The following is a 22,384-nucleotide window of genomic DNA, read 5'->3' as shown; positions in this document are numbered from 1 at the left end:
TTGCTATTATTTAGGCTGCAGCACTGGCATTGCACGGGACGAGAAGTTGATCGTCTCCAGCATGCGGAGCAGGGCGCGAACCGTATCGAGCGAGGTCATGCAGACTACGCCGTTCTCTACCGCTTCACGGCGGATCCGGAAGCCGTCGCGCTCCGGTGTTTTGCCTTTGGTCAACGTGTTGACAACAAAGTGCGCTTCACCTTCACGGATAAGGTCGAGGATGTTTGGCGTGCCTTCGCTAAGCTTGTTCACGCGTCTTACGCGCAAGCCTGCCGCTTCAAGCGTGTCGGCTGTGCCGCCAGTTGCGATAATTTTGTAGCCCAGATCGTAGAAGCCGCGCAAGAGTTCTGTCGCTTCCTCTTTATCTTTGTCCGCTACTGTCGCGATAATCGCGCCAGTCATCGGAATTTTCATGCCTGCGCCAATGAGGCCTTTGTACAGCGCTTTGGCATATTGCTCGTCACGGCCCATAACTTCGCCAGTGGATTTCATTTCCGGCGTCAGTGTCGGATCGACACGGCGCAGCTTCGCGAAGGAGAATACCGGCACTTTTACCGATACATAGCTGTCTTCCGGCCACAGGCCGTCCACATAGCCAAGATCAGCAAGCTTAGTACCGAGAATCGCTTTCGTTGCCAGGTTCGCCATCGGCACGTTCGTTACTTTGCTCAAGAACGGTACTGTACGGGACGAACGCGGGTTAACCTCGATCACGTATACTTGATCGTTATGAATAACGAACTGGATGTTGACCAGACCGATAACATCGAATTCTTTCGCGATTTTGGTCGTGATATCGATGATTTGGTTTTTAATGTCATCCGACAGCGATTGCGGCGGGTAGACTGCGATGGAGTCGCCGGAGTGAACCCCTGCGCGCTCGATATGCTCCATGATGCCTGGGATAAGAACTGTTTCGCCGTCGCAGATTGCGTCGACTTCGGCTTCTTTACCCAGCATGTAACGGTCGATCAGTACCGGATGCTCCGGATTGATTTTTACCGCAACTTCCATGTAGCTCAGAAGCTCTTCATCGGAGTAGACGATTTCCATAGCGCGTCCGCCAAGGACGTACGATGGACGAACGAGCACCGGATAGCCGAGCTTTTGTGCCGTTTCAACCGCTTGGTCAACCGAAGTGACCGTGCTGCCTTCCGGCTGTGCAATGTTCAGCTTGCGAAGCAAAGCTTCGAACTTCTTGCGGTCTTCCGCAGCATCGATGCTCTCCAGGCTGGAGCCCAGAATGCGAACGCCTGCTTTCGTCAGCGGCGCAGCAAGGTTGATCGCCGTTTGGCCGCCGAACTGAACGATAACGCCAATTGGCTTCTCTTGCTCGATTACGTTCATAACATCCTCGAAGAACAGCGGCTCGAAGTAGAGTCGGTCGGATGTGCTGAAGTCCGTCGATACCGTTTCCGGGTTGTTGTTGATAATAACCGCTTCGTAGCCGGCGTTTTGGATCGCCCATACCGCGTGAACCGTCGAGTAGTCGAACTCGATGCCTTGGCCGATACGGATCGGGCCGGAGCCGAGTACGAGAACTTTCTCTTTATCCGATTTCGTCACTTCATTCTCAACTTCGTATGTTGAATAGTAGTAAGGCGTAGTCGCTTCAAACTCGGCTGCGCAAGTATCTACCATTTTGTATACAGGCAGAAGGTTCAGCTCTTTACGGAATGCGCGGATATCATGCTCATTCGTATGGCTGCCGTTCGGGAAGCCTTCATTGCGGATCTCGGCGATGGAACGGTCCGAGAAGCCTTTGCGTTTCGCTTCATAGAGCGTGTCGCGCGTCAAGGTAGCTTCGCGGCGGATGCGATCCTCGAATTGGACGATCGATTCAATGCGGTCCAGGAACCACCAGTCGATTTTCGTAATGTCTTGAATTTCTTGCAGCTTGTAGCCGCGGCGGAAAGCTTCCGCTACGAGGAACATCCGCTCATCGTCCGGCTTCTCAAGGCGGGCGCGCAATACAGCGTCATCCAGGGAAGAAGCTTCTTTCAGATGCAGACGGTGTGTGCCGATTTCAAGCGAGCGAACCGCTTTGTGAATCGACTCTTCGAATGTACGGCCGATAGCCATAACTTCGCCAGTCGCTTTCATTTGCGTACCGAGCTTGCGGTTGGCGTTGACGAACTTGTCGAACGGCCAGCGCGGAATTTTCGATACGATATAGTCAAGAGTTGGTTCAAACATCGCATAAGTTTGACCCGTAACCGGGTTAATGATTTCATCCAGCGTGTAGCCAATCGCGATTTTCGCTGCCATTTTTGCAATCGGATAGCCAGTTGCTTTGGAAGCGAGCGCCGACGAGCGGCTTACACGCGGGTTAACTTCGATAACATAGTATTGGAAGCTGAACGGATCCAGCGCGAACTGAACGTTGCAGCCGCCCTCAATGTTCAAGGCGCGGATAATCTTGAGCGATGCGGAGCGCAGCATTTGGTACTCACGGTCCGACAGCGTCTGGGAAGGCGCTACGACGATACTGTCGCCTGTGTGTACGCCAACCGGGTCGAAGTTTTCCATATTGCAGACAACGATACAGTTGTCGTTCGCATCACGCATAACTTCATATTCAACTTCCTTCATGCCAGCAATCGATTTCTCGATCAGACACTGGTTGATTGGGCTGTAACGAATACCGGAAGCAACCGTCTCAAGCAGTTCTTCTTCGTTGGAGCAGATGCCGCCGCCTGTGCCGCCAAGCGTATAGGCAGGACGAACGATGATCGGGTAGCCGATTTCGTTGGCAAAAGTGACAGCTTCGTCAACCGTCGTTACGATAACGCTCTCTGGTACTGGTTGTTCAAGCTCACGCATCAGATCGCGGAACAAGTCGCGGTCCTCTGCTTTTTCGATAGCAGTCAGCTGCGTACCGAGCAGCTTCACATTCTCAGCTTCCAGAACGCCTGCGCGTGCCAACTCAACAGCCATGTTCAGGCCTGTCTGTCCGCCCAGTGTCGGCAGCAAGCCGTCAGGACGCTCTTGGCGGATAATTTGAGATACGAAGTCCAGCGTAATCGGCTCGATGTATACTTTATCAGCCATGTTCGTATCAGTCATGATTGTAGCCGGGTTGCTGTTGATCAGAACAACCTCATAGCCTTCTTCCTTCAACGCTTGGCAAGCTTGTGTGCCGGCGTAATCGAACTCCGCCGCTTGTCCAATGACAATCGGGCCGGAGCCGATAACGAGAATTTTTTTGAGTTCATTATTTTTGGGCATACTGAAGCTCTCCTTTCAACGTTGCCGCAAGTATAGCTTGACGAGGCTTCTGCGGGTTATTTTGCTTATGTGTACGAATCATCTCAAGGAACTCGTCAAACAAATAGCTGGAGTCGAATGGACCTGGCGCAGCTTCCGGATGGTATTGTACCGTGAAAGCCGGATATTTGTTATGTTTCAAGCCTTCGATTGTTTTATCATTGTTGTTGATATGCGTAACGGACAAGTCCGTATCTTTGATCGACTCTTCCAGAACCGTGTAGCCATGGTTTTGGGAAGTGACGTAGCATTTGTTCGTCGCCAGTTCTTTAACCGGGTGGTTGCCGCCGCGGTGGCCGAATTTCAGGCGGGTTGTGTCAGCGCCGCAAGCGAGTGCGAACAGCTGGTGACCAAGGCAGATGCCGAAGATCGGATATTCGCCGAGCAGCTCGGAAATCATTTTAACCGCATGCGGTACATCTTTCGGGTCCCCAGGGCCGTTGGACAGCTGAATGCCGTCTGGAGCAAGCTTGCGGATTTCGTCAGCAGTCGTGTCATGAGGTACGACAACCACGTCGCAGCCGCGTTTTGTCAGCTCGCGCAGAATACCGCTTTTCGCGCCGAAGTCAACAAGAACGATACGTTCGCCGTTGCCAGGGCTCGAGAATACATGCTTCGTCGATGTGCGGGCAACTTGGTCGGTCATAAGCTGTGTCAGGCCAAGACGCTCTTGCAGCTCTTCAACACGCTCTGTACCCGTTGTCAGGATACCTTTCATCGTGCCGTGCTGGCGAAGAATACGAGTCAGCATGCGAGTGTCGATGTCGCTAATGCCTGGAATGTTGTATTCCTTAAGCAATTGGCCGAGGGAATATTGCGCACGCCAGTTGCTTGGCACCGGCTCATGACGGCGTACAACAAAGCCGTGAATGCTTGGGCTGATCGACTCGAAGTCGTCGCGTGAAATGCCGTAGTTGCCGATGAGCGGGTAAGTCATCGTTACGATCTGTCCGCAGTAGGACGGGTCGGAGAGCACTTCTTGGTAACCTGTAATCCCTGTATTAAACACGACTTCTCCCAACGTTTGCGTTTCTGCGCCGAACGAGAGTCCCGTGAACAACGTTCCGTCTTCCAACAATAATCTTGCTTGCATCCGTATCACTCCTCAGGTCATCTTAATTCTCAGTAATGTATCAGTTAGCGGATTCGCTGTACACGACAGCTCCGTTCACAATTGTCGTTACCGGCCAGCCTTGCAGCTTCCAGCCGCCGAATGGCGTGTTGTTGCTTTTCGATGCGAAGGTCGATGGATCAACTGCCCGCTCGCTGTCCAGATCAATCAGGGTCAGGTCAGCTGGTGCACCTTGCTCCAGCCGTCCAGTCGGCAAGCGGAATACGCGAGCCGGATCGCTGGTCATGCGCTGCAGCAAGAAGCCAAGCGTCCATTTGCCTGTCAGTACGAACTTCGTATAGAGCAGCGGGAAAGCTGTCTCGAAGCCAACGATGCCGAATGGCGCCAGTTGAATTTCACGTGCTTTCTCTTCCGCGCTGTGAGGAGCATGGTCCGTTACGATCATATCGATCGTGCCGTCCTCCAGCGCTTCGATAACAGCCTGCACATCGCGAGGCGTGCGAAGCGGCGGGTTCATTTTCCAGTTAGTATCCAAGCCCGGAATATCTTCGTCCGACAGCACCAGGTGATGCGGGCAAACCTCAGCGGTAATCCGTACGCCAATCGACTTGGCCAGACGAATCAGGCGAACCGATTGCTCAGTGCTTACGTGGCAGACATGATAGTGAACGCCTGTCGACTCCGCAAGCAGCGCATCACGGCCGACATGGATGGCTTCCGATTCATTCGGAATGCCCTTCAGGCCGTTTTTGCGGGCAAACTCGCCTTCGCTGAAGAAAAGTCCTTCAACGAGCGTGTTGTCTTCGCAGTGTGCGATGACCGGCATATCCAGCGATTGCGCCAGCGCCATTGCATCTTTCATCATTTGCGCGCTTTGCACGCCTACGCCGTCATCCGTAAAGCCGATTGCGCCAGCTTCTTTCAGTGCTGCGAAGTCAGTCAGCTCACGGCCGAGCTGGTTTTTCGTAATCGCCGCGTAAGGCAGGACGCGCACAACGCCTTCGCTCGCATTTTTGTCCAAAATGTACTTCACCGTTTCCGGCGTATCCGTTGAAGGTCTCGTATTCGGCATGCAGGCGATCGTTGTGAAGCCGCCTTTCGCCGCCGAGCGGGTGCCCGTTGCGATATCCTCTTTATATTCAAAGCCCGGGTCACGCAAGTGCACGTGCATATCGATCAGGCCTGCGGAGAGCAGCTTGCCTGCCGCATCGATCACTTCAGCAGACCCCGTATCCGGTGCATTAACTCCATCTATAATTTCGGCAATTTGTCCGTCTTCCACACGCACATGCTTGTTCAGCAAGCTGCCAGAAGCTTCATCCCATACGCTGCCGTTCAGAATCCATAATGTCATTGTTTGTTCCCCCTCCGGTTTTATTCGGTTCGCATTCTATCCGTCCGCTTATGAGCGGGCGTTTTCGTTAGCTTAGTGCCCGTTCGACAACCGCCATCCGGATTGGCACGCCGTTTTCCATTTGCGGAAAAATGCGTGATTGCGGGTGCTCGACGAGCTCGTCGTCGATCTCTACACCGCGATTGATTGGAGCCGGGTGCATGATGATGGCATGCTCTGCAATTTTGGCTGCGCGCTCTACAGTCAATCCGAAGTGCTCGCGATAGCTTTCCGCCGAGTTCAGCATGCCGCTCTCGTGGCGTTCCAGCTGTACGCGAAGCATCATGATGACATCGGCTTTCAACGCCTCTTCCATGGAGACATATGGAGCATCAAGCTCATCTGCCTTCATATTGCCCGGCGAGCAAAATTGGACATTTGCTCCGAACTTCCGCAGCGCATACAGATTGGAGCGCGCTACCCGGCTATGCAGTACATCGCCGATGATGGAGACGTTCAAGCCCTTCAGGCTGCCGAATTGCTTGCGCATCGTGTAAAGATCAAGCAGCGCTTGTGTAGGATGCTCGTTGTTACCGTCGCCTGCATTGATAAGCGGCACCTTAATCTTTGTTGCCAGCTCTGCCAGTACGCCGATTGGCTTCAATCGGATGATGCCGGCATCAATGCCCATCGATTCCAGCGTGCGAACCGTATCGTAGATCGATTCGCCCTTCTGTACGCTTGATACGGCGGCTGAGAAGTTCAGCACTTCCGCTCCGAGTCTTTTCTCGGCTACTTCGAACGAGAACCTTGTTCTCGTGCTGTTCTCGAAAAACATATTGGCTGCGAATTTCCCCTGCATGACCGTGTGCACCTTGTTCGGGTGCTGCTCCCAATAAGCGGCACGGTCCAGAATCGATTCGATTTCATCTTTCCCTAGATCTTTCAAACCGAGCAAACTCCGTTGTTTCAGTTGCGTCAGCGTCATCCGGCTTGCCCCCTCTGATGTATGATCTTTACTTGGTCTTTGCCGTCAAATTCGGTGAGGGATACTGCGATTTGCTCCTGCTTTGAGGTAGGAACGTTCTTGCCTACAAAATCCGGCCGAATCGGCAGCTCCCGATGTCCCCTGTCCACCAGCACCGCAAGCTGAATGCTTTGCGGTCTTCCGCAATCCATCAGTGCGTCCATCGCTGCGCGGATTGTTCTGCCCGTAAAAAGAACATCGTCGAACAAAATAATTTTCTTATCCTGTACGCTGAAGTTCAAATCGCCGATTGCCGCTGCAATCTCGATATCGGCTTTTAATCCTGCTGCCACCGTCTTCCGGTCGTCCCGGTAAGAGGTAATGTCCAGATCGCTCACCTGCACCGGCTTGCCTTCGATTTCCCGGATGCGTTCAGCGATTCTTCTGGCTAAGTAAATGCCCCTTGTCCGAATGCCGATCAGAACACAGTTGTCTATGCCTTTGTTCTTCTCCACGATCTCGTGGGCAATACGCGTTAGCGCCCGCCGGATCGCTGTTTCATCCATGATGACCAGATGCTCGTCTTCCATATTCGAAAAGCCGCCTCCCGTCCGTTCCATCTTGTGCTTGCTGATCTTCCGTGCTGTAGCTGTGTTGCATTGCGTTGTCGCTAAGGAGGCAGAGCATAAAAAAAACTCCTAGCGATTGACGCAAGGAGCCTGAGACCGTCAGAACACATTAGGCTGGATTTGCCGACAGCCGTCCCTTCTGGACGCGGTTCGACAAAGCCCGTACATGTGCTTGCCCGATCTGTTATTCACGCTACCTTGCCAGCCTCACAGGGCTGAGTTAAAGGTACTGCTATATATCAAAGGAATTATCACACATTCGACAAAAGATGTCAAGGTCATTTGCTCCCATTGGTGAAAAAAGAACGTTGCTTAGCTGTGAGTCAGTTGATGAGCTGTAAAGTAGTTGATGAGCTAAGGCTGTTACTGTTGCTAAAGCAGTAGATGAGCGCAGAGCGCAGCATGAATGACCGGGCAGCACACTTCGTCGGTAAACCTCATGCAGTGGAAAAAATGAATGGTTACGAGCAGGAAAGGCGTTGTTTAGTTTGTAAAGAATAATTGGCGTAAAAGCTGCGTTTGACGTTGTACTCGAAAGGATCTAAGTTGCGCATCAAGCCTGCCTATCTCTACTGAGTAAATTTCTAACCAGTCTTCCCAGGCTCCCCAATCCTACCTCACTGCGGCCTTATCAAAATAACGAACCTGCTTCGTTATTTTGCGAACCAACTTTCGCTGCAGCTGTCGCATACGGACCGACCCCACTCTACTGCGAACATAGTTTCGCTACTGGTGAACCTGCGTTCACGGATAGCGAAGAAAAGTTCGCTATCCATCGGCAGACAGCTGCCGGCCCCTTCTACTGCGAATCCAGCTTCGCTTTTTAGCGAATCCGATTCGCTAATCCATGTTCAACAAGCAAGCTCACTATTTTTGAGCTGCGGCTTGCTTTACAGCCACAGCCGCTGCTTAAACAAATGGGCTAATTTAACTCCCCAACTCGCCCTCGCTCAATAAAAAAAGCTCCGGCAAGGGCCTCACCCCTGCCGGAACTCTTATTCACTCGCCTACAGCGAAAGATTGCGGATACGCTCAACCGCTTTTTCCGTATTCTCGCGGCTGCCGAACGCCGTCAGACGGAAGTAGCCTTGGCCGCTTTGGCCGAAGCCGACACCCGGCGTGCCTACGATATTCGCTTCCGACAGAAGCTTATCGAAGAATGCCCATGAATCAAGGCCGTTTGGCGTTTTCAGCCAAATGTAAGGGGCGTTCACGCCGCCGAATACTTCCAGACCAATTGAAGCCAGGCCTTCGCGGATAATACGGGCGTTCGTCATGTAGAAATCGACGAGAGATGCGATTTGCTCTTTACCCTCAGGCGAGTAAATAGCTGCCGCGCCGCGCTGCGTCACATAGGATACGCCATTGAATTTCGTCGTGTGGCGGCGGTTCCACAGATCATTGATAAGCACTTCGCCGCCATTCGCATCCAAGCCTTTCAGGTCGCGAGGAACGACTGTGTACGCACAGCGAACGCCGGTAAAGCCGGCAGTTTTTGAGAAGCTGCGGAATTCGATTGCAACTTCACGCGCTCCTTCTATCTCATAGATCGAATGCGGCACGTCATCTTCCTGAATGAACGCTTCATAAGCCGAATCGTACAGGATGATGCAGTTGTTCGCCTTAGCGTAATCAACCCATTTTTTCAGCTCGTCCTTCGACAGTGTCATGCCAGTCGGGTTGTTCGGGTAGCAGAGGTAGATGAGATCGACTTTGCGGTCCGGCAAGCTAGGCGTGAAGTTGTTTTCCGCCGTGCACTCCAGATAAACGATGTTCTCATACCGGTTCGTCTCTTTGTTGAACTTGCCGGAACGGCCAGCCATAACGTTCGTGTCAACATATACGGGATATACCGGATCCTGTACAGCCACGATGCTGTTCTCGCTAAAAATCTCCTGAATGTTGCCGACGTCACATTTCGAACCGTCGCTGACGAACACTTCATTCGTTTGGATATCGATGCCGCGAGCCTTATAGTCATTCTCGATAATCGCATTAATCAAGAAATCATAACCTTGCTCAGGGCCATATCCGCGGAAGGAGCCTGGAGATGCCAACTCGTCCACAGCTGCATGCATCGCTTTCGTAACGGCATCCGGCAAACCGCGCGTTACATCGCCGATGCCTAAGCTGATAATTTCAGCATTCGGATTTTCTTGAATAAATTTATTGCGGCGTTTGGCAATTTCAGAGAACAGGTAGCTGCCCTGCAGCTCCAAATAATTATGGTTAATATTCGTCATGAACGTTCACCTATCCTTATTCTTCATTAATCGTCATCCATCTAAGCTTTAGAATAAGAATAATATACTTTCCGGCTCTTAATAATGAAGAATATAACGAAATGTTTGCATTATTGCGCAAGTTCTCGTCTTTGGGATAGATGAATATTAACGTAAACGGAGCGAGTTAAGCACATGCTCCATATCAGCAGGAATCGGAGCTTCAAATTCCAGGTACTCTCCGGTTCGCGGATGAGAGAAACCGATCACTGCAGCATGCAGTGCCTGCCCTTTTAGTGCAACGGTCTTGTTCCTTCCATATACCGGATCACCGGCAAGCGGATGCCCGATATATTTCATATGAACGCGAATCTGATGCGTGCGGCCCGTCTCCAATTGGAGCTCCACAAGCGTATAGTCATTCAACCGCTCCATGACGATAAAATGGGTCACCGCATGCTTGCTGTTCCGGTCGGTCACGACAAACATTTTCCGATCCTTCGAATCGCGGCCCACAGGTGCATCAATAGTACCCTGATCATGTTGCAAATTATCATGCACAAGGGCAATATATTTGCGGGTGACGGAATGCTCCTTCAATTGCTCTGCCAGCGACAGATGCGCCAAATCGTTTTTGGCAACCATCAGCAGTCCAGACGTATCTTTATCGATACGATGAACAATACCCGGGCGCAGCATTCCGTTGATGCCGGACAAATCCTTGCAATGATGCATCAAAGCATTGACGACTGTGCCGGACGAATGACCCGGTGCAGGATGAACAACCATCCCCCGGGGCTTGTTGATGACAATGACATCACCGTCTTCGTACACAACATCCAGTGGAATCGCTTCCGCAACGATTTCTGCATCTTCAGGCTCCGGAACGCTTACAGCAACCTCATCGCCCGGGTTCAATTTATAATTGGCCTTTACAGCGGCACCGTTGACTGTAACAGCTCCCGATTTGATCCAATCCTGTACTTGCGTACGGGAAATTGCAGGATCATTCAAGCTTTCCGTTACGAATTTATCAATTCTTTCGCCGGCTTGCTCTTCAGAAGCAATGACCGTCAACTGCTCCTCAAGCTCATCATGCTCCAATACCAGCTCTACTTCGACTTCGTTCTCATTTTCGTTATACAGGTTGCTGCTCATGCTCGTTAGTTTCCTTGTCCTCTCCGTGGCTTGCTTTATCTGATTTTTCATTTTTAGCCGAAATTAGTGTATCGATAAGAATTAGCGCAACACCGACGCAAATGCCTGAGTCCGCTACGTTGAAAATAGGGAACGTATAGCTGCCGAAGTTGAACATCAGAAAATCGACAACTTCTCCGTACAGGGCACGATCGAGGAAATTGCCGAGGGCTCCGCCAAGTACAAGTCCAAGCCCTGTCAGCAGCCAAACTTTGCCTGAATTCCGATTCGCATGGGCATACCATATAATCCCCGCGACGATTAAGACCGTAATGACTATGAAGAACAATCGCTGATCTTGCAAAATGCTAAAAGCAGCTCCGCGGTTCCGATGCGAAGTAATAAGAAAGAAATTGCCGATGACGCTGATTTGATCGTATAGATTCATCTGGGTCGCCACAATTTTTTTCGTAATGTAATCGATGGCAAATACGATTACAGCGATCCAATAATAATAAAACCGCATCTTATCCCTCCTAGTTTGTCCCAAGCTATTGTAGCATAACGGCATAGGGCACAGCCAGCCTCTTCCACTCGTTTCCCAATGCGATGCGTTCATGAAAACAACCGCTATGGCAAAAGCTAATGCCACCTGAGGAAAGGAAGGTGCAGCGTAAATGACGACCTTATCGCAACAGCAGCTTGCGCAATTTCGCTCCCGGCTGGAAACGGACAAAAGCAACATCGAACGAAGGCTGGAGGAGACCGACCATAACGGTCTCGGTTCATCGCTCCGCGATCAGACCGGCGAGCTTTCGCCAATTGACAATCATCCGGCCGATATTGGAACTGAGCTATTCGAACGAGGCAAAGATATCGCGCTTACTGAGCAGGAGGAGCTTCATCTCTCCCGGATAGATGCCGCTTTGCAAGCGATTGAAGACGGCTCTTACGGCATTTGCCGCACTTGCGGCGAGCCGATTCCGACAGAGCGCTTGGAGGCTTTGCCGGACAGTCTCTACTGTATACAACATTCGCCGCGGCAGCAAATTTCAACCGACCGCCCTGTAGAAGAATCAGTGCTTGCTCCCCCATTCGGCAGAACCAATCTGGATGAGCATGATTCCTACAACGGCTTTGACGGTGAAGATGCTTGGCAAATCGTCGAGCAATGGGGCAATGCCGATTCTCCAGCCATGTCCGAAAATCCCGATGCCGATGATTATGAGCATATCGGAACGGAAGCGGAGGAAAATGACGGCTTTGTCGAGTCGCTGGAAAGCTTTCTCGCTACCGATATTACAGGCCGAGAGGTGTCGGTTGTCCGAAATCGCCAATACCGCAATTATATCGAGAACGGCGAAGGTGATCCTCTTTTAGAGGACAATTTTGAAGACTAAAATTAACGTTAGCCAAAAGGGCGGCATAGCTCAGCAGCTTCATTCATGACTAGGCCGCCTTAATACGTTTTACCCTCCAACTGAATTTGTACGATTCGTACAATATCCGCGATATAATCCCCGATAATCGGTAAATTAAGCGCCCCCAATATTTGAAGCACATACAGAATCGTCGCTGCAAAAAAAGTAAACCCGATTGCGATGCCGACGCCCCTTGCCGTCCCTGCAAGCACGTTGCGCCAAATGAGCTTAAATGGATGATGCACCAAATCGACGTAATCGGCGATTTGTGATTTTTCCATATCGATGGCGATTTTATTGAGCATCTCCTGAACGCGGTTAAGCGAGCGTTCAATTCCTTCATGCTCATGTTCATGCCCGGATACTGAAGCTTCATTGCCTTTATTGCGGCCGTTATCATTCTTTTTCATACTCATGCGGCTTTCCCCCTTGGCATATAGAAAGGAAAAACGAGGCCTTGCTGGAAGGCACTCGTTTGTTGTTTTCCTTATACTATATCCTTAACCACATTGCCTGTATGCTTAACCGCGGATGAGAATTCCGATTTCTTTCTCGCCCAGCTGTACGCGCTCCATATCAGGGGCCGACTCGAAGGCTACGCTGCTTAGCAATACATTGTCTTGAAGCACGTCGCCAAACGCATCAAGCGAAGCCTTCAGCTCGCTGTCCACATCAAGCACAAGATCTACGCGCTTCTCGATTGGCAGATCGAGCTTTTTACGCGTGTCCTGAACAGCGCGGATTACTTCACGTACCCAGCCCTCTTGCTCAAGCTCCGGTGTAATGTCCGTGTTCAGCGCGGCAGTCACGCCGTTGCCCGAAGCGGAAGCGAAGCCCGATTTGGCTTGCTTCTCAACCAGCAGCTCGTCAACCGTAATCTCGATCGTTTCGCCATCGGCGGAATTGAAGGTCAAGCTGCCTCCGTTGACGGCATCGCGGGTCTGATCCGCAGTCAGCGACTTCAAATAGGCTTGGATCGGGCCGACGTTTTTGCCGTATTTTTTACCCGCTACTTTCAAATTAAGCTTCAGCGTGAAATCGACAAGGCCGCTGTCGCTGTTTTGCACGATGATCGATTTGACGTTGATCTCGTCTTTAATGATCTCTTCGTATTCCGCCAGCTCAAATTCACGATCCAGCGATACGATCAGCTCGGACAATGGCTGACGGGTTTTGATGCCTGTCTCGTTGCGGACGCTGCGCGCCAGCTCGACGATTTGCATCGCGCTCGCCATATCCCGCTCCAGCGTCTCATTGATCACCGATGCGTCTGCTGCAGGATAATCAGCCAGGTGGACGCTTCCGCCTCCGCCCAGATTGCCGTATACTTCTTCCGCAAGCAGCGGCGCGTAAGGCGCAATGACGCGGGAGAGCGTCAGCAGCACTTGGCGCAGCGTCTGGTAAGCGGCGATTTTATCGGCCGTCAAGCCGCTGCCCCAGAAACGGTCACGGGAACGGCGGATGTACCAGTTGCTCAGCTCGTCAACGAAAGTTTCAATCGCTCTCGCCGGATTCAGGAAGTCGTTGACCTCAAGACCTTTGACAACATTCTGGATCAGGCTGTTCAGTCTGGATACGATCCAGCGGTCCAGCTTGTTGCCGGATTGCGCCTCGGCGTGCTCTTCATGGTTGAAGCCGTCGATCGATGCATACAAGGCGTAGAACGCATGCGTGTTGACGATTGTATCGATGACTTTCGACTTGGCTTCGCCTACGATGCCGCGCGAGAAGCGTTTGCTGTTCCACGGCGCGCTGTCCGACAGGAGCGCCCAGCGGAATGCATCCGTACCGTATTCGTTGATGATTTCCCAAGGATCGATAACGTTGCCTTTGGATTTGGACATTTTTTGCCCGTTCTCATCCAGGATATGTCCAGTCGAGATAACAGCTTTATATGGAGCTTTGCCGTTATACAGCGTCGATACAGCCAGCAAGCTGAAGAACCAGCCGCGCGTCTGGTCGATGCCCTCGCAGATCATGTCCGCCGGATACTGATCCGCGAACTGCTCCGCGTTCTCGAACGGATAATGCTGCTGTGCAAACGGCATGGAGCCGCTGTCGAACCATACGTCGATAACTTCCGGCGTCCGGGTCATGACTGCACCTTCTGCGAATGGCGATTTCAATTTGATCTCATCGACATATGGCTTATGCAGCTCGATATCCTCCGGCACTTCGCCAACTGCCCGCTCACGCAAGTCCGCAATGCTGCTTGGGGCGTATTCCTTGCCTGTCACTTCGCATACCCATACGTTCAGCGGCGTTCCCCAATAACGGTTCCGGCTGATGTTCCAGTCGATCAGATCCTCAAGGAATTTGCCGAAGCGTCCTTCACGGATGTGGCCCGGGTACCAGTCAACGCCGTTGTTGTTGGCGATCAGCTGATCCTTAACCTTCGTCGTCTCGATGAACCAGCTCTCTGTCGCATAGTAGAGAAGCGGCGATTTGCAGCGCCAGCAGAACGGATAGCTGTGCTCGTAACGTTCTTTGGAGAAGAGCAGTCCGCGCTCGCTAAGCATTTTCACAATATCAACGTCGCAGTCTTTCACGAAACGGCCCGCAAGGTCCGTCACTTCATCGATGTAGCGGCCGGCATTGTTGACAACGCTCAGCATACTGATGCCGTTCTGGCGGGCAACCTTGTAGTCGTCCTCACCATGTGCTGGTGCAATGTGGACGATACCGGTACCGCTCGTGTCGCTGACGAAATCGCCAGGGATAACAACGTGGCCTTTCTCGATCGGCACATAACGGAATGGCGGCTCATAGCTAAGTCCGACCAACTCCGACCCTTTAACAGTCGAAAGCGTCTCGTAGCCTTCCTTCAGCACATCGTAGGCCAGGTTTTTCGCCACGATATAGACTTCGCCGTCTTTGGAAGCGCGGATGTATTCCAGCTCCGGATTAACCGCAAGTGCCACGTTAGCCGGCAGCGTCCAAGGCGTCGTCGTCCACGCCAGAACAAACTCGCCGGAATCCTGCAGCTTGAACTTCGCTGTTGCACTCAGATCCTTCACATCTTCGTAGCCTTGAGCCACTTCATGCGAGCTGAGCGTCGTCTGGCAGCTCGGGCAATACGGGCTGACGCGATGTCCGCGGTACAGCAGCCCTTTGCTGTGAATCGTCGATAACACATGCCATACGCTTTCGATATATTCGTTTTTCAGCGTGATGTACGGATTGTCGAGGTCGGTCCAGTAGGCGATCGCTTCTGTCAGCTCGCGCCATTGCTTCTCATAGACGAATACGCTGTCTTTGCATTTTTTAATAAACGCTTCAACGCCGTAATTCTCGATCTCCTGTTTGCCGGAGATGCCAAGCTCCTTCTCCACGCCAAGCTCGACTGGCAAGCCATGCGTATCCCAGCCCGCTTTGCGGACGACGCGGTAGCCGGACATCGTTTTGTAACGCCCGATAAAGTCTTTGATTACGCGGCCCAGTACGTGACCGATATGCGGAGCGCCGTTCGCTGTTGGCGGCCCCTCGTAAAATACATAGTTCGGCTTGCCCTTCCGGTTCTCGATTGATTGCTTGAACGTATCATTCTCTTGCCATTGCTTCAGCACGCGAAGCTCGCGCGCTCTTGCCTTTTCCTTCACATCTACGCGTTGCATCATCCATACCCCCTGAAAAATAAATAAAGTCCCGTCCCTGTAAAAGGGACGAGACTTGTGCTCGCGATACCACCCTCGTTCCGCTTGCGAGTCTGGACATGCTCCAGCCGCTTGCGGCACCTCTGGCGCGAATATAGCCTATTCGCGGTCCCTGTAACGGAGGACAGTCCGTCAATCCTTAGTCCTTGTACAGTCACGGCAACCGGTTGTAGAACCGTTAATTCACCTGACAACAGCAAGTTTCAGCACTGCTTCTCGGAGATGATTTTCCGCTTTCGTTCGAACGCCGGCTTTCAGCAAATCGCCAGCTCTCTGGGGAACAAACAGATTAAGCGTACTCGTTCTCGTCAATGAAGTTTCGTTCTATTGCAATTGTTAATATTAATATTTATATTTATAGCTTATCGCCGAACGGTTGTCAAATGGCTTTGCCTCATTCGGGCTTCAGCCCATTAGCCGCGTTGAAGCTGCTCGTTGAAGGAAATCTGCGATGCCGGCTGCTGGTTCTCCAGCGTATCCCAGCCGTCTTGGCTGAGCAGCTCAAGCTGAGCCTCCACAAGCGTCCGGAACCGTGCCCGGTAAATCGAAGCCTGCTTCTTCAGTTCTTCGACCTCCAGCGATACTTTACGCGACTTGGCAAGCGATTCATTAATAATGCGATCGGCGTTTTTCTCCGATTCTTTAATAATGAGCTGCGCTTCCTTCTTCGCGTTGTTGCGGACTTCATCCGCTGCTTCCTGCGCAACAATGATCGTCTTGCTCAATGTTTCTTCGATGTTGGAGAAATGGTTGAGCTTCTCTTGCAGGTTGAGCATTTGGTTCTGGAGCTCTTTATTCTCACGGATGATGGACTCGTAATCCTTGATGACCTGATCGAGGAATTCATTAACCTCGTCTTCGTCGTAGCCGCGCAATCTTCGTCCAAATTCCTTGTTATGTATGTCCAATGGCGTCAACGGCATTGGCGCACCTCCTTAACGTATTAGCCGGAAACCGGCCTAAATTCGGATATACTCGATGTGCAAAGGATTCGACAGTTGTTACCAAAATCCTTCAAAGCCGCTAAATAAATTTGCCAATGCGCACGCGGATTCTGCCCTTTTTCGTCACGCCGTCCGTTTCCAAAACCTTGAAGCGGCCAAGCCCTTTAATCGAAACGACGTCCCCCATCCCAAGCTGCTCGGAAGGATTCTCTACCGTCTTCCAATTCACTCGGCATCTGCCCGCGCGGATCGGATCGACGATTTTTGTCCGGCTTATCCGGTGTACATCACTTGCAATGCCGTCCAGCCGCATAGACGCCACTGTAAACGTCATTTCCTGAAGCTCCGGCACGACAGCTTGCAATTGATCCAGCGGAATGACATCGGTCATCACGTTGACACGGTGCACCTGTCTAAGGTGTATATTTAAGTAATCGGCAATTGTATCAAGAATAATGATATGGCAAAACGATTCATGCACATGAATATCGCCAATCCGGTCTCTTTTAATGCCAAGTCCTAGAAGCGCACCCAAATAATCGCCATGGTCCAGACCTTCGAGGGAAGCGGAGCCGCCATTCACCGCAAGCACGGATAGTCCGGCAGGCTCATCCTCCAGATACATATATTCAGGAGCAATGATCGCCCGCCGGCGCTCCGCTTCCGGATAGCCTCCCTCAAACCGGATCTGTACATCCGGATTGCGGTTGGCCAGCGCCTCAATAATCTGAGATTGTCTCGGGTCCAAAAAATCGGTCCGCTTCAGCTCATGCTGCTGGGCGGACCGTTCAATCCATTCCCAAGCCCGGTCGACAAAAGCTTTCTCGTCCGGGTGGAAATGTTCATATATCGTTGGTTTCATACCAAAGTCATCCTTTGTCTAGAATAAACCGATAAAAAACTCAATTACGGCAACTACGCCGAGTGCGATAAAGCGCAAAGCGAAAATCGCCACGATTGGAGAGATGTCCAGCATTCCTCCGATAGGAGGAATGAATTTGCGGAAGATGCCCAAGTACGGCTCTACGACTTTGCCGAGCATTTGGCCGATAAAACTTTCCCTTGCATTAGGCAACCAAGAGAGCAATACGTAAGCGATAATTAAAAACCAGTAGATCTGTTGAAGACCCATTATTACATCAGAAACGGTCAATTCAAGGTCACCTCATTTTATTGTAATCGTTATCCTCCGCCAGCATTTCCGTGATGGTCCCTTGTATTTCTACCGAATCCGGTGTGCACAGAAAAATGTTCGGGCCAAGCTTCGAAATATTCCCGTTAAGCGCGTATACTGTTCCGCTTAAAAAATCGACGATCCGAACGGCCAGATCAGTCCGCACGCGCTGCAAATTAACGATGACCGCCCTGCGTGAACGCAAGTGATCGGCAATTTCTTGCGCTTCATCATAGGAACGGGGCTCATTCAGAACGACTCGGACATTTTTCTGAGAATGAATGCTGACGATATTGTTGGTGTTCTTCGTATTTTTACGTGATTCGAAGGGCGAGGTTTCAACCTCCTGCTCTTCTGTCTGCGTAACCCGTTCCCGTTCGACGACTTCTTCTTCATCCTGGAGGCCGAGATAATTCATAAACCGGTTAATAACGCTCATCAGATCATCCCTCTTTTCCCACTAATATTGTACCAAGTCTGATCCATGTTGCCCCTTCCTCAATCGCTACTTCAAAATCATTGGACATGCCCATCGACAGCTCCGTAAGCGGCTGCTCCAGTTCTACTTGCTCGTTCAGCTCGTCCCGTAATTGGCGAAGCGCACGAAAGATTGGCCGCGTCGCTTGCGCTTCCGTCTCATAAGGCGCCATCGTCATTAGACCTACCGGCTGCAAATGAGGGTAATTGCGAAGCTCAGCCAAGAAATCCCGTACTTGCTCCGGAGGCAATCCATGCTTGGAATCCTCACCCGAAATATTGACTTGAATAAAGCACGGCACCTTGATGGCGAGCTGGGACGCTTGCTTGTTAATCGCCTGTGCGAGCGACAGCCGGTCCAGCGAATGTATATATGTAAATTTGCCGATGACGTCCTTCGCCTTATTCGTTTGCAGCGAGCCGATAAAATGCCATACCGCTTGTCCATTCTGTCCTTCGGCTTCTGGTCCGCTGATCGCTTCCCACTTCCGCTGGGCATCCTGCCAGCGGTTCTCGCCAAGATGATGCAGGCCAAGCCGGTAAGCTTCCTCGGCTGTCTGCAGCGAGACGTATTTCGTCACCGCAATAACGTGAACGTCTTCCCGCTTCCGCCCGCTTCGTTCGCAGGCCTCTGCAATTCGTCTCTCTACTTCTTGGATTCTGTCTGTCAATTGTGTCATATCAACCATCACCTCTCCCGGATACCGATCCAGCTGGCCATCCGGCCGGTGGAGCCGCCTTCCATACGATGGGAAAAAAACTTTTCCCGATTGCATCCCGTGCACCACTTTGACAATTCGATATGAATCGGCAAAATTCCTGCTTTTATCATAATCTGTCGGTTAAATTGTTTCAAGTTTACCATAGCTTTGCCATTTGGCATCCTTTTCATCAAGGAATCATCCGCTTCCGCGGCCGTTCCATACGCTGCAAAACGGCTGGCAAGCTCATCTAACCGATCGATTACGATTCCATCCACCTCATAGCAGCAGTCGTCAATCGACGGGCCGATTGCCGCTCTCACCTGCTCCGGCTTCGTTCCGTAACGATCTGTCATCGCCTGAACCGTCTTCGCCGCGATCTCCAGCACAGTCCCCTTCCAGCCCGCATGAGCAAGCGCAACCGCTTCATGCTCCGGATCATAGAAATACAGCGGAACGCAATCGGCATAAAAAGAAGCCAGAAGCACGCCCGGCACATCCGTCATAATCGCATCTGTATCCTGAATTGCGGAGTCGCGGGAAAGCCGGCCTCTGCCCCGGTCTTCCAGCCCGATATGCCGCACCTCGCAGCCATGCACCTGCTCCCCGCAAGTCCATGCTTCAAACGGCCAATTCAGCGCCTCCGTCAGCAGGCTCCGGTTGCGGACGACATCCTCGTCGCGGTCATTAACATGAAGCGCTAAGTTTAGCGAGGTCCATGGCGCCCCGCTTACTCCTCCGTCACGGCCTGTAAATCCTGCAGTCAGCCGTTCATTTTGCTCCAGCCATGGAGACAACAAAAAAAGCGAAGGTCCCTTCGCCGATTGTACAGCTCTAAATGTTTCCATCCGGCACTCACCTCTGATAGCAGTTTACCGTGTTATGAGCGGGCGTGCAAATCTTCTTCTTCAATACGCGGCTTCGTATCGTCCATCCGAACCAGCACAACGTCTGTACCGATCTTAACGATATTGCGCCATGGAATGACGACTTCTGTGCCGCCGTTCCCGAACAGCCCCATAAATCTTGTATATTGCGGGATAACGATGGAGTCAATGCGGCCTTGACGCAGATCGAGCTCCAAATCGCTCACCTGCCCCAGTTTTTTACCGTCGACAATATTAATAACATCCTTCGTTTGAAAATCGGATATTTTCATTTCGCTTCACCACTTTTCCAGCGGAGTCGGGTTGAATGGGCGTTTGCCGCCCTCTTCTATATTTATATGTGGGATTTGCCCAAAATGTCCGATTCTGCGAAAAAAACAAATCCCCCGCCTGTTGCGAGGGATTCGGATGCTTATTTGGAACTGAAGCTTAGTTATTAGTTCTCGCGGTACAAATCAAGCTGATTCGTGTTGTTCATATCAAAGGATGTCCTAAACGTTTCCATGAAAGCTAAGATAACACGATCCCGCTCGCCAACAATATTGCCGTTACCGCTATTGTCTGTACCGAATGTAATCTGATAAATGCGGTCGCCAACTTGAATGCTCCAATATTCATCGTACAGTATGGAGAATGCATAATTCTGCGAAGTGGACACCACGCTGAATTCTCCTGCCGGCACCTTGGCGAATCTGGTTTCCATCACTACTTTCGAAGGATGGAGTTCTGCTATTTGTTGCTCCTGCAATTGCTTCAAGGTTAACTTCTTCTCGCTTTCCCTTACGCTGAATATGACAGAATACTGGCGATCCTTTGTAAATCCCTCAACGAAATAACAGTTCTCACAGCCCTCTCTTGCTTTTTCAAGCAAGTCAGGTGTAAACCCTTTAGGGGCCGCAATGGACCAGCCCTTGCTGCTATCACCGATTCGATATTTGCTGTCGACGACCGGTCGATTCACGCCCGTAATCCGAATCTCTTTGGTCTTGGCGTCGTAAGCGATCTTCCCGCCCAGCTTCTCCACAAATTCTCTAAGGGGAACCATGAGAGAACCTTTTTTCTCCACCGGTGCAGTGGAGAGCTCGAATGTTTCCGTCTTATTCGTCACATTCCCCTCCTGCCCCTTACGCTGGCCAATCACGAAGGAAAACCACTGCTTTTCGTATAACCTCGTCTTTAATAAGAAGCGTTTATCCTCCTTGTCGTAGCTATAATCCAGCCTGAACATCCGAATTAGGACGTTGGCAGGACCCATCGTAATACCGTTCTTTTCGTAGACAGGTTGAACTTTCATCTCCATGCCGTTCACTACTGCGGTAGTGCTTCCAAGCTTCAGCACCGCGTCAGAGCGCAGCGGTTTGTGCAGGCTGCTCTCCACAGTCGAGGCAGCGGTTGCAGTGCCGATAGGCATGCAGATCGCAAAGCACAGCATCATGAAAACCAACGATAAATAAGTTCGGCTTGCCTTCTTCTGTTTACTTTGTCTCATTTGTTCCTCCATCTTAACCCATGAAATGTAATGCTATTGATTAGGCAGCAAATTGACTTTCTTCCATATTTTATATAATCGACTAGTAAATTTCAATGAAAAAGACGAGCCCCGTACTGCTTCGAGGCTCGTCTTTCATGTGCTTACGTCTTCACATGCTTCTGCATTTGCTGTATCGCTGATTTTTCCAGTCTCGATACTTGAGCTTGCGAAATGCCGATTTCATCGGCCACTTCCATCTGCGTCTTGCCTTCGAAAAACCGCATGGACAAAATCATCTTTTCGCGGTCATTGAGCTTGTGCATCGCTTCTCTTAACGCGATTTCTTCAATCCAGGATACATCCTTGTTCTTATCGTCGCTAATCTGATCCATCACATAAATCGGATCGCCGCCATCATGGTAGATCGGTTCGAATAACGATACCGGGTCTTGAATAGCGTCCAGAGCGAAGACGACATCTTCCTTCGGCACATTCAGCGCCTCCGAAATTTCGAATATCGTCGGTTCGCGGGAATTCTGATTCGTTAAGCTGTCACGCACCTGCAACGCTTTATAAGCAATGTCCCGCAGGCTTCGCGAGACGCGAATCGGGTTATTGTCACGCAAGTAACGGCGGATTTCCCCGATGATCATCGGGACGGCATAGGTGGAGAATTTTACGTTTTGGCTAAGGTCGAAATTATCGATCGCCTTCATAAGTCCGATGCAGCCGACTTGGAATAAATCGTCTACAAATTCTCCCCTATTGTTAAACCGTTGAATAACGCTAAGCACAAGCCTCAAGTTGCCGTTAACTAATTTCTCTCTTGCTGCCCACTCATTTCGGGTTTGCAACGCGGTGAACAACTCCCGCATTTCGGCATTGGTCAGGACAGGCAGTTTCGAAGTATCCACTCCACAGATCTCGACTTTATTTCGGGTCAACGTGATTACCTCCCAAGGAGAAACATTAATGTACATTATCTCCTTGGACCCCTTTTTTATTCCTCCGCTGACAATGCCGCCCTAC

20 protein-coding genes and 1 other annotated feature are annotated in these 22,384 nt (G+C 51.2%); of the genes, 1 reads left to right on the top strand and 19 read right to left on the bottom strand.

Annotation, left to right across the window (positions count from 1 at the left end):
- Positions 1-6: 6 nt before the first annotated feature.
- The 8 genes from carB to lspA form a co-directional block, all read right to left on the bottom strand.
- Positions 7-3,228, bottom strand: a complete 3,222-nt coding sequence (gene carB / locus ACFVVF_RS23450) for a carbamoyl-phosphate synthase large subunit (RefSeq protein ID WP_387814818.1) — start codon at positions 3,226-3,228, stop codon at positions 7-9.
- The gene (locus tag ACFVVF_RS23445; protein ID WP_042159856.1) at positions 3,215-4,360 is read right to left on the bottom strand and encodes a carbamoyl phosphate synthase small subunit; all 1,146 of its coding nucleotides are present in this window, start codon (positions 4,358-4,360) and stop codon (positions 3,215-3,217) included. The genes carB and ACFVVF_RS23445 overlap by 14 nt, the downstream gene beginning before the upstream one ends.
- Positions 4,361-4,400: 40 nt before the next feature.
- Positions 4,401-5,693 carry a dihydroorotase gene (locus ACFVVF_RS23440; protein ID WP_387814816.1) on the bottom strand — a complete coding sequence of 431 codons (1,293 nt, stop codon included), beginning with the start codon at positions 5,691-5,693 and terminating at the stop codon, positions 4,401-4,403.
- Positions 5,694-5,760: 67 nt separating this feature from the next.
- Positions 5,761-6,660: an aspartate carbamoyltransferase catalytic subunit gene (locus ACFVVF_RS23435; RefSeq protein WP_387814814.1), complete on the bottom strand. Its 900-nt coding sequence runs from the start codon at positions 6,658-6,660 to the stop codon at positions 5,761-5,763.
- On the bottom strand, positions 6,657-7,229 hold the full coding sequence (gene pyrR / locus ACFVVF_RS23430) for a bifunctional pyr operon transcriptional regulator/uracil phosphoribosyltransferase PyrR (protein ID WP_387815086.1): 573 nt from the start codon (positions 7,227-7,229) through the stop codon (positions 6,657-6,659). The genes ACFVVF_RS23435 and pyrR overlap by 4 nt, the downstream gene beginning before the upstream one ends.
- Positions 7,230-8,275: 1,046 nt before the next feature.
- The gene (locus ACFVVF_RS23425; RefSeq protein ID WP_387814812.1) at positions 8,276-9,511 is read right to left on the bottom strand and encodes an LL-diaminopimelate aminotransferase; all 1,236 of its coding nucleotides are present in this window, start codon (positions 9,509-9,511) and stop codon (positions 8,276-8,278) included.
- Positions 9,512-9,658: 147 nt separating this feature from the next.
- Positions 9,659-10,648: an RluA family pseudouridine synthase gene (locus tag ACFVVF_RS23420; protein ID WP_387814810.1), complete on the bottom strand. Its 990-nt coding sequence runs from the start codon at positions 10,646-10,648 to the stop codon at positions 9,659-9,661.
- The gene (gene lspA / locus ACFVVF_RS23415) at positions 10,629-11,153 is read right to left on the bottom strand and encodes a signal peptidase II (protein WP_387814808.1); all 525 of its coding nucleotides are present in this window, start codon (positions 11,151-11,153) and stop codon (positions 10,629-10,631) included. Before lspA ends, ACFVVF_RS23420 begins: the two co-directional genes overlap by 20 nt.
- 151 nt (positions 11,154-11,304) lie before the next feature.
- On the opposite strand from lspA, the gene ACFVVF_RS23410 reads away from it, so the two are divergent.
- Entirely contained in the window at positions 11,305-12,027 is a 723-nt protein-coding gene (locus ACFVVF_RS23410) for a TraR/DksA C4-type zinc finger protein (protein ID WP_387814806.1), read from the top strand.
- Between the two features lie 59 nt (positions 12,028-12,086).
- Here the strand turns inward: ACFVVF_RS23410 and ACFVVF_RS23405 are convergent, their stop codons facing one another.
- The 11 genes from ACFVVF_RS23405 to sigG all read right to left on the bottom strand — a co-directional run bounded on the left by ACFVVF_RS23405 (position 12,087) and on the right by sigG (position 22,299).
- Positions 12,087-12,458, bottom strand: coding sequence for a DUF5665 domain-containing protein (locus ACFVVF_RS23405; RefSeq protein ID WP_387815085.1), 372 nt, complete (start codon positions 12,456-12,458; stop codon positions 12,087-12,089).
- Between the two features lie 111 nt (positions 12,459-12,569).
- Positions 12,570-15,662, bottom strand: a complete 3,093-nt coding sequence (gene ileS, locus ACFVVF_RS23400; RefSeq protein WP_387815083.1) for an isoleucine--tRNA ligase — start codon at positions 15,660-15,662, stop codon at positions 12,570-12,572.
- Between the two features lie 41 nt (positions 15,663-15,703).
- Positions 15,704-16,022, bottom strand: a binding site (T-box leader).
- Between the two features lie 92 nt (positions 16,023-16,114).
- Positions 16,115-16,624: a DivIVA domain-containing protein gene (locus ACFVVF_RS23395; RefSeq protein ID WP_387814804.1), complete on the bottom strand. Its 510-nt coding sequence runs from the start codon at positions 16,622-16,624 to the stop codon at positions 16,115-16,117.
- 100 nt (positions 16,625-16,724) lie between these two features.
- Positions 16,725-17,507, bottom strand: a complete 783-nt coding sequence (locus ACFVVF_RS23390) for a YlmH family RNA-binding protein (protein ID WP_387814802.1) — start codon at positions 17,505-17,507, stop codon at positions 16,725-16,727.
- An 18-nt stretch (positions 17,508-17,525) separates the two neighbouring features.
- On the bottom strand, positions 17,526-17,777 hold the full coding sequence (locus ACFVVF_RS23385) for a YggT family protein (RefSeq protein ID WP_387814800.1): 252 nt from the start codon (positions 17,775-17,777) through the stop codon (positions 17,526-17,528).
- A gap of 28 nt (positions 17,778-17,805) precedes the next feature.
- Positions 17,806-18,258 carry a cell division protein SepF gene (locus tag ACFVVF_RS23380; protein WP_387814798.1) on the bottom strand — a complete coding sequence of 151 codons (453 nt, stop codon included), beginning with the start codon at positions 18,256-18,258 and terminating at the stop codon, positions 17,806-17,808.
- A gap of 4 nt (positions 18,259-18,262) precedes the next feature.
- The gene (locus ACFVVF_RS23375; RefSeq protein WP_387814796.1) at positions 18,263-18,976 is read right to left on the bottom strand and encodes a YggS family pyridoxal phosphate-dependent enzyme; all 714 of its coding nucleotides are present in this window, start codon (positions 18,974-18,976) and stop codon (positions 18,263-18,265) included.
- 8 nt (positions 18,977-18,984) lie between these two features.
- Entirely contained in the window at positions 18,985-19,845 is an 861-nt protein-coding gene (gene pgeF, locus ACFVVF_RS23370; RefSeq protein ID WP_387814794.1) for a peptidoglycan editing factor PgeF, read from the bottom strand.
- Between the two features lie 32 nt (positions 19,846-19,877).
- The gene (locus tag ACFVVF_RS23365) at positions 19,878-20,156 is read right to left on the bottom strand and encodes a PRC-barrel domain-containing protein (RefSeq protein WP_188892978.1); all 279 of its coding nucleotides are present in this window, start codon (positions 20,154-20,156) and stop codon (positions 19,878-19,880) included.
- A gap of 164 nt (positions 20,157-20,320) precedes the next feature.
- On the bottom strand, positions 20,321-21,373 hold the full coding sequence (locus ACFVVF_RS23360) for a stalk domain-containing protein (RefSeq protein WP_387814791.1): 1,053 nt from the start codon (positions 21,371-21,373) through the stop codon (positions 20,321-20,323).
- Positions 21,374-21,516: 143 nt separating this feature from the next.
- A complete protein-coding gene (gene sigG / locus ACFVVF_RS23355; RefSeq protein ID WP_042159827.1) occupies positions 21,517-22,299 on the bottom strand; it encodes an RNA polymerase sporulation sigma factor SigG in 783 nt (260 codons plus the stop codon).
- Positions 22,300-22,384: the final 85 nt, after the last annotated feature.

This window comes from Paenibacillus sp. NPDC058174, from assembly GCF_042883865.1.
GTDB lineage: Bacteria > Bacillota > Bacilli > Paenibacillales > Paenibacillaceae > Pristimantibacillus.
Note: the sequence above shows the minus strand (reverse complement) of the source record. Positions and strands in the feature narration are given on the sequence as shown.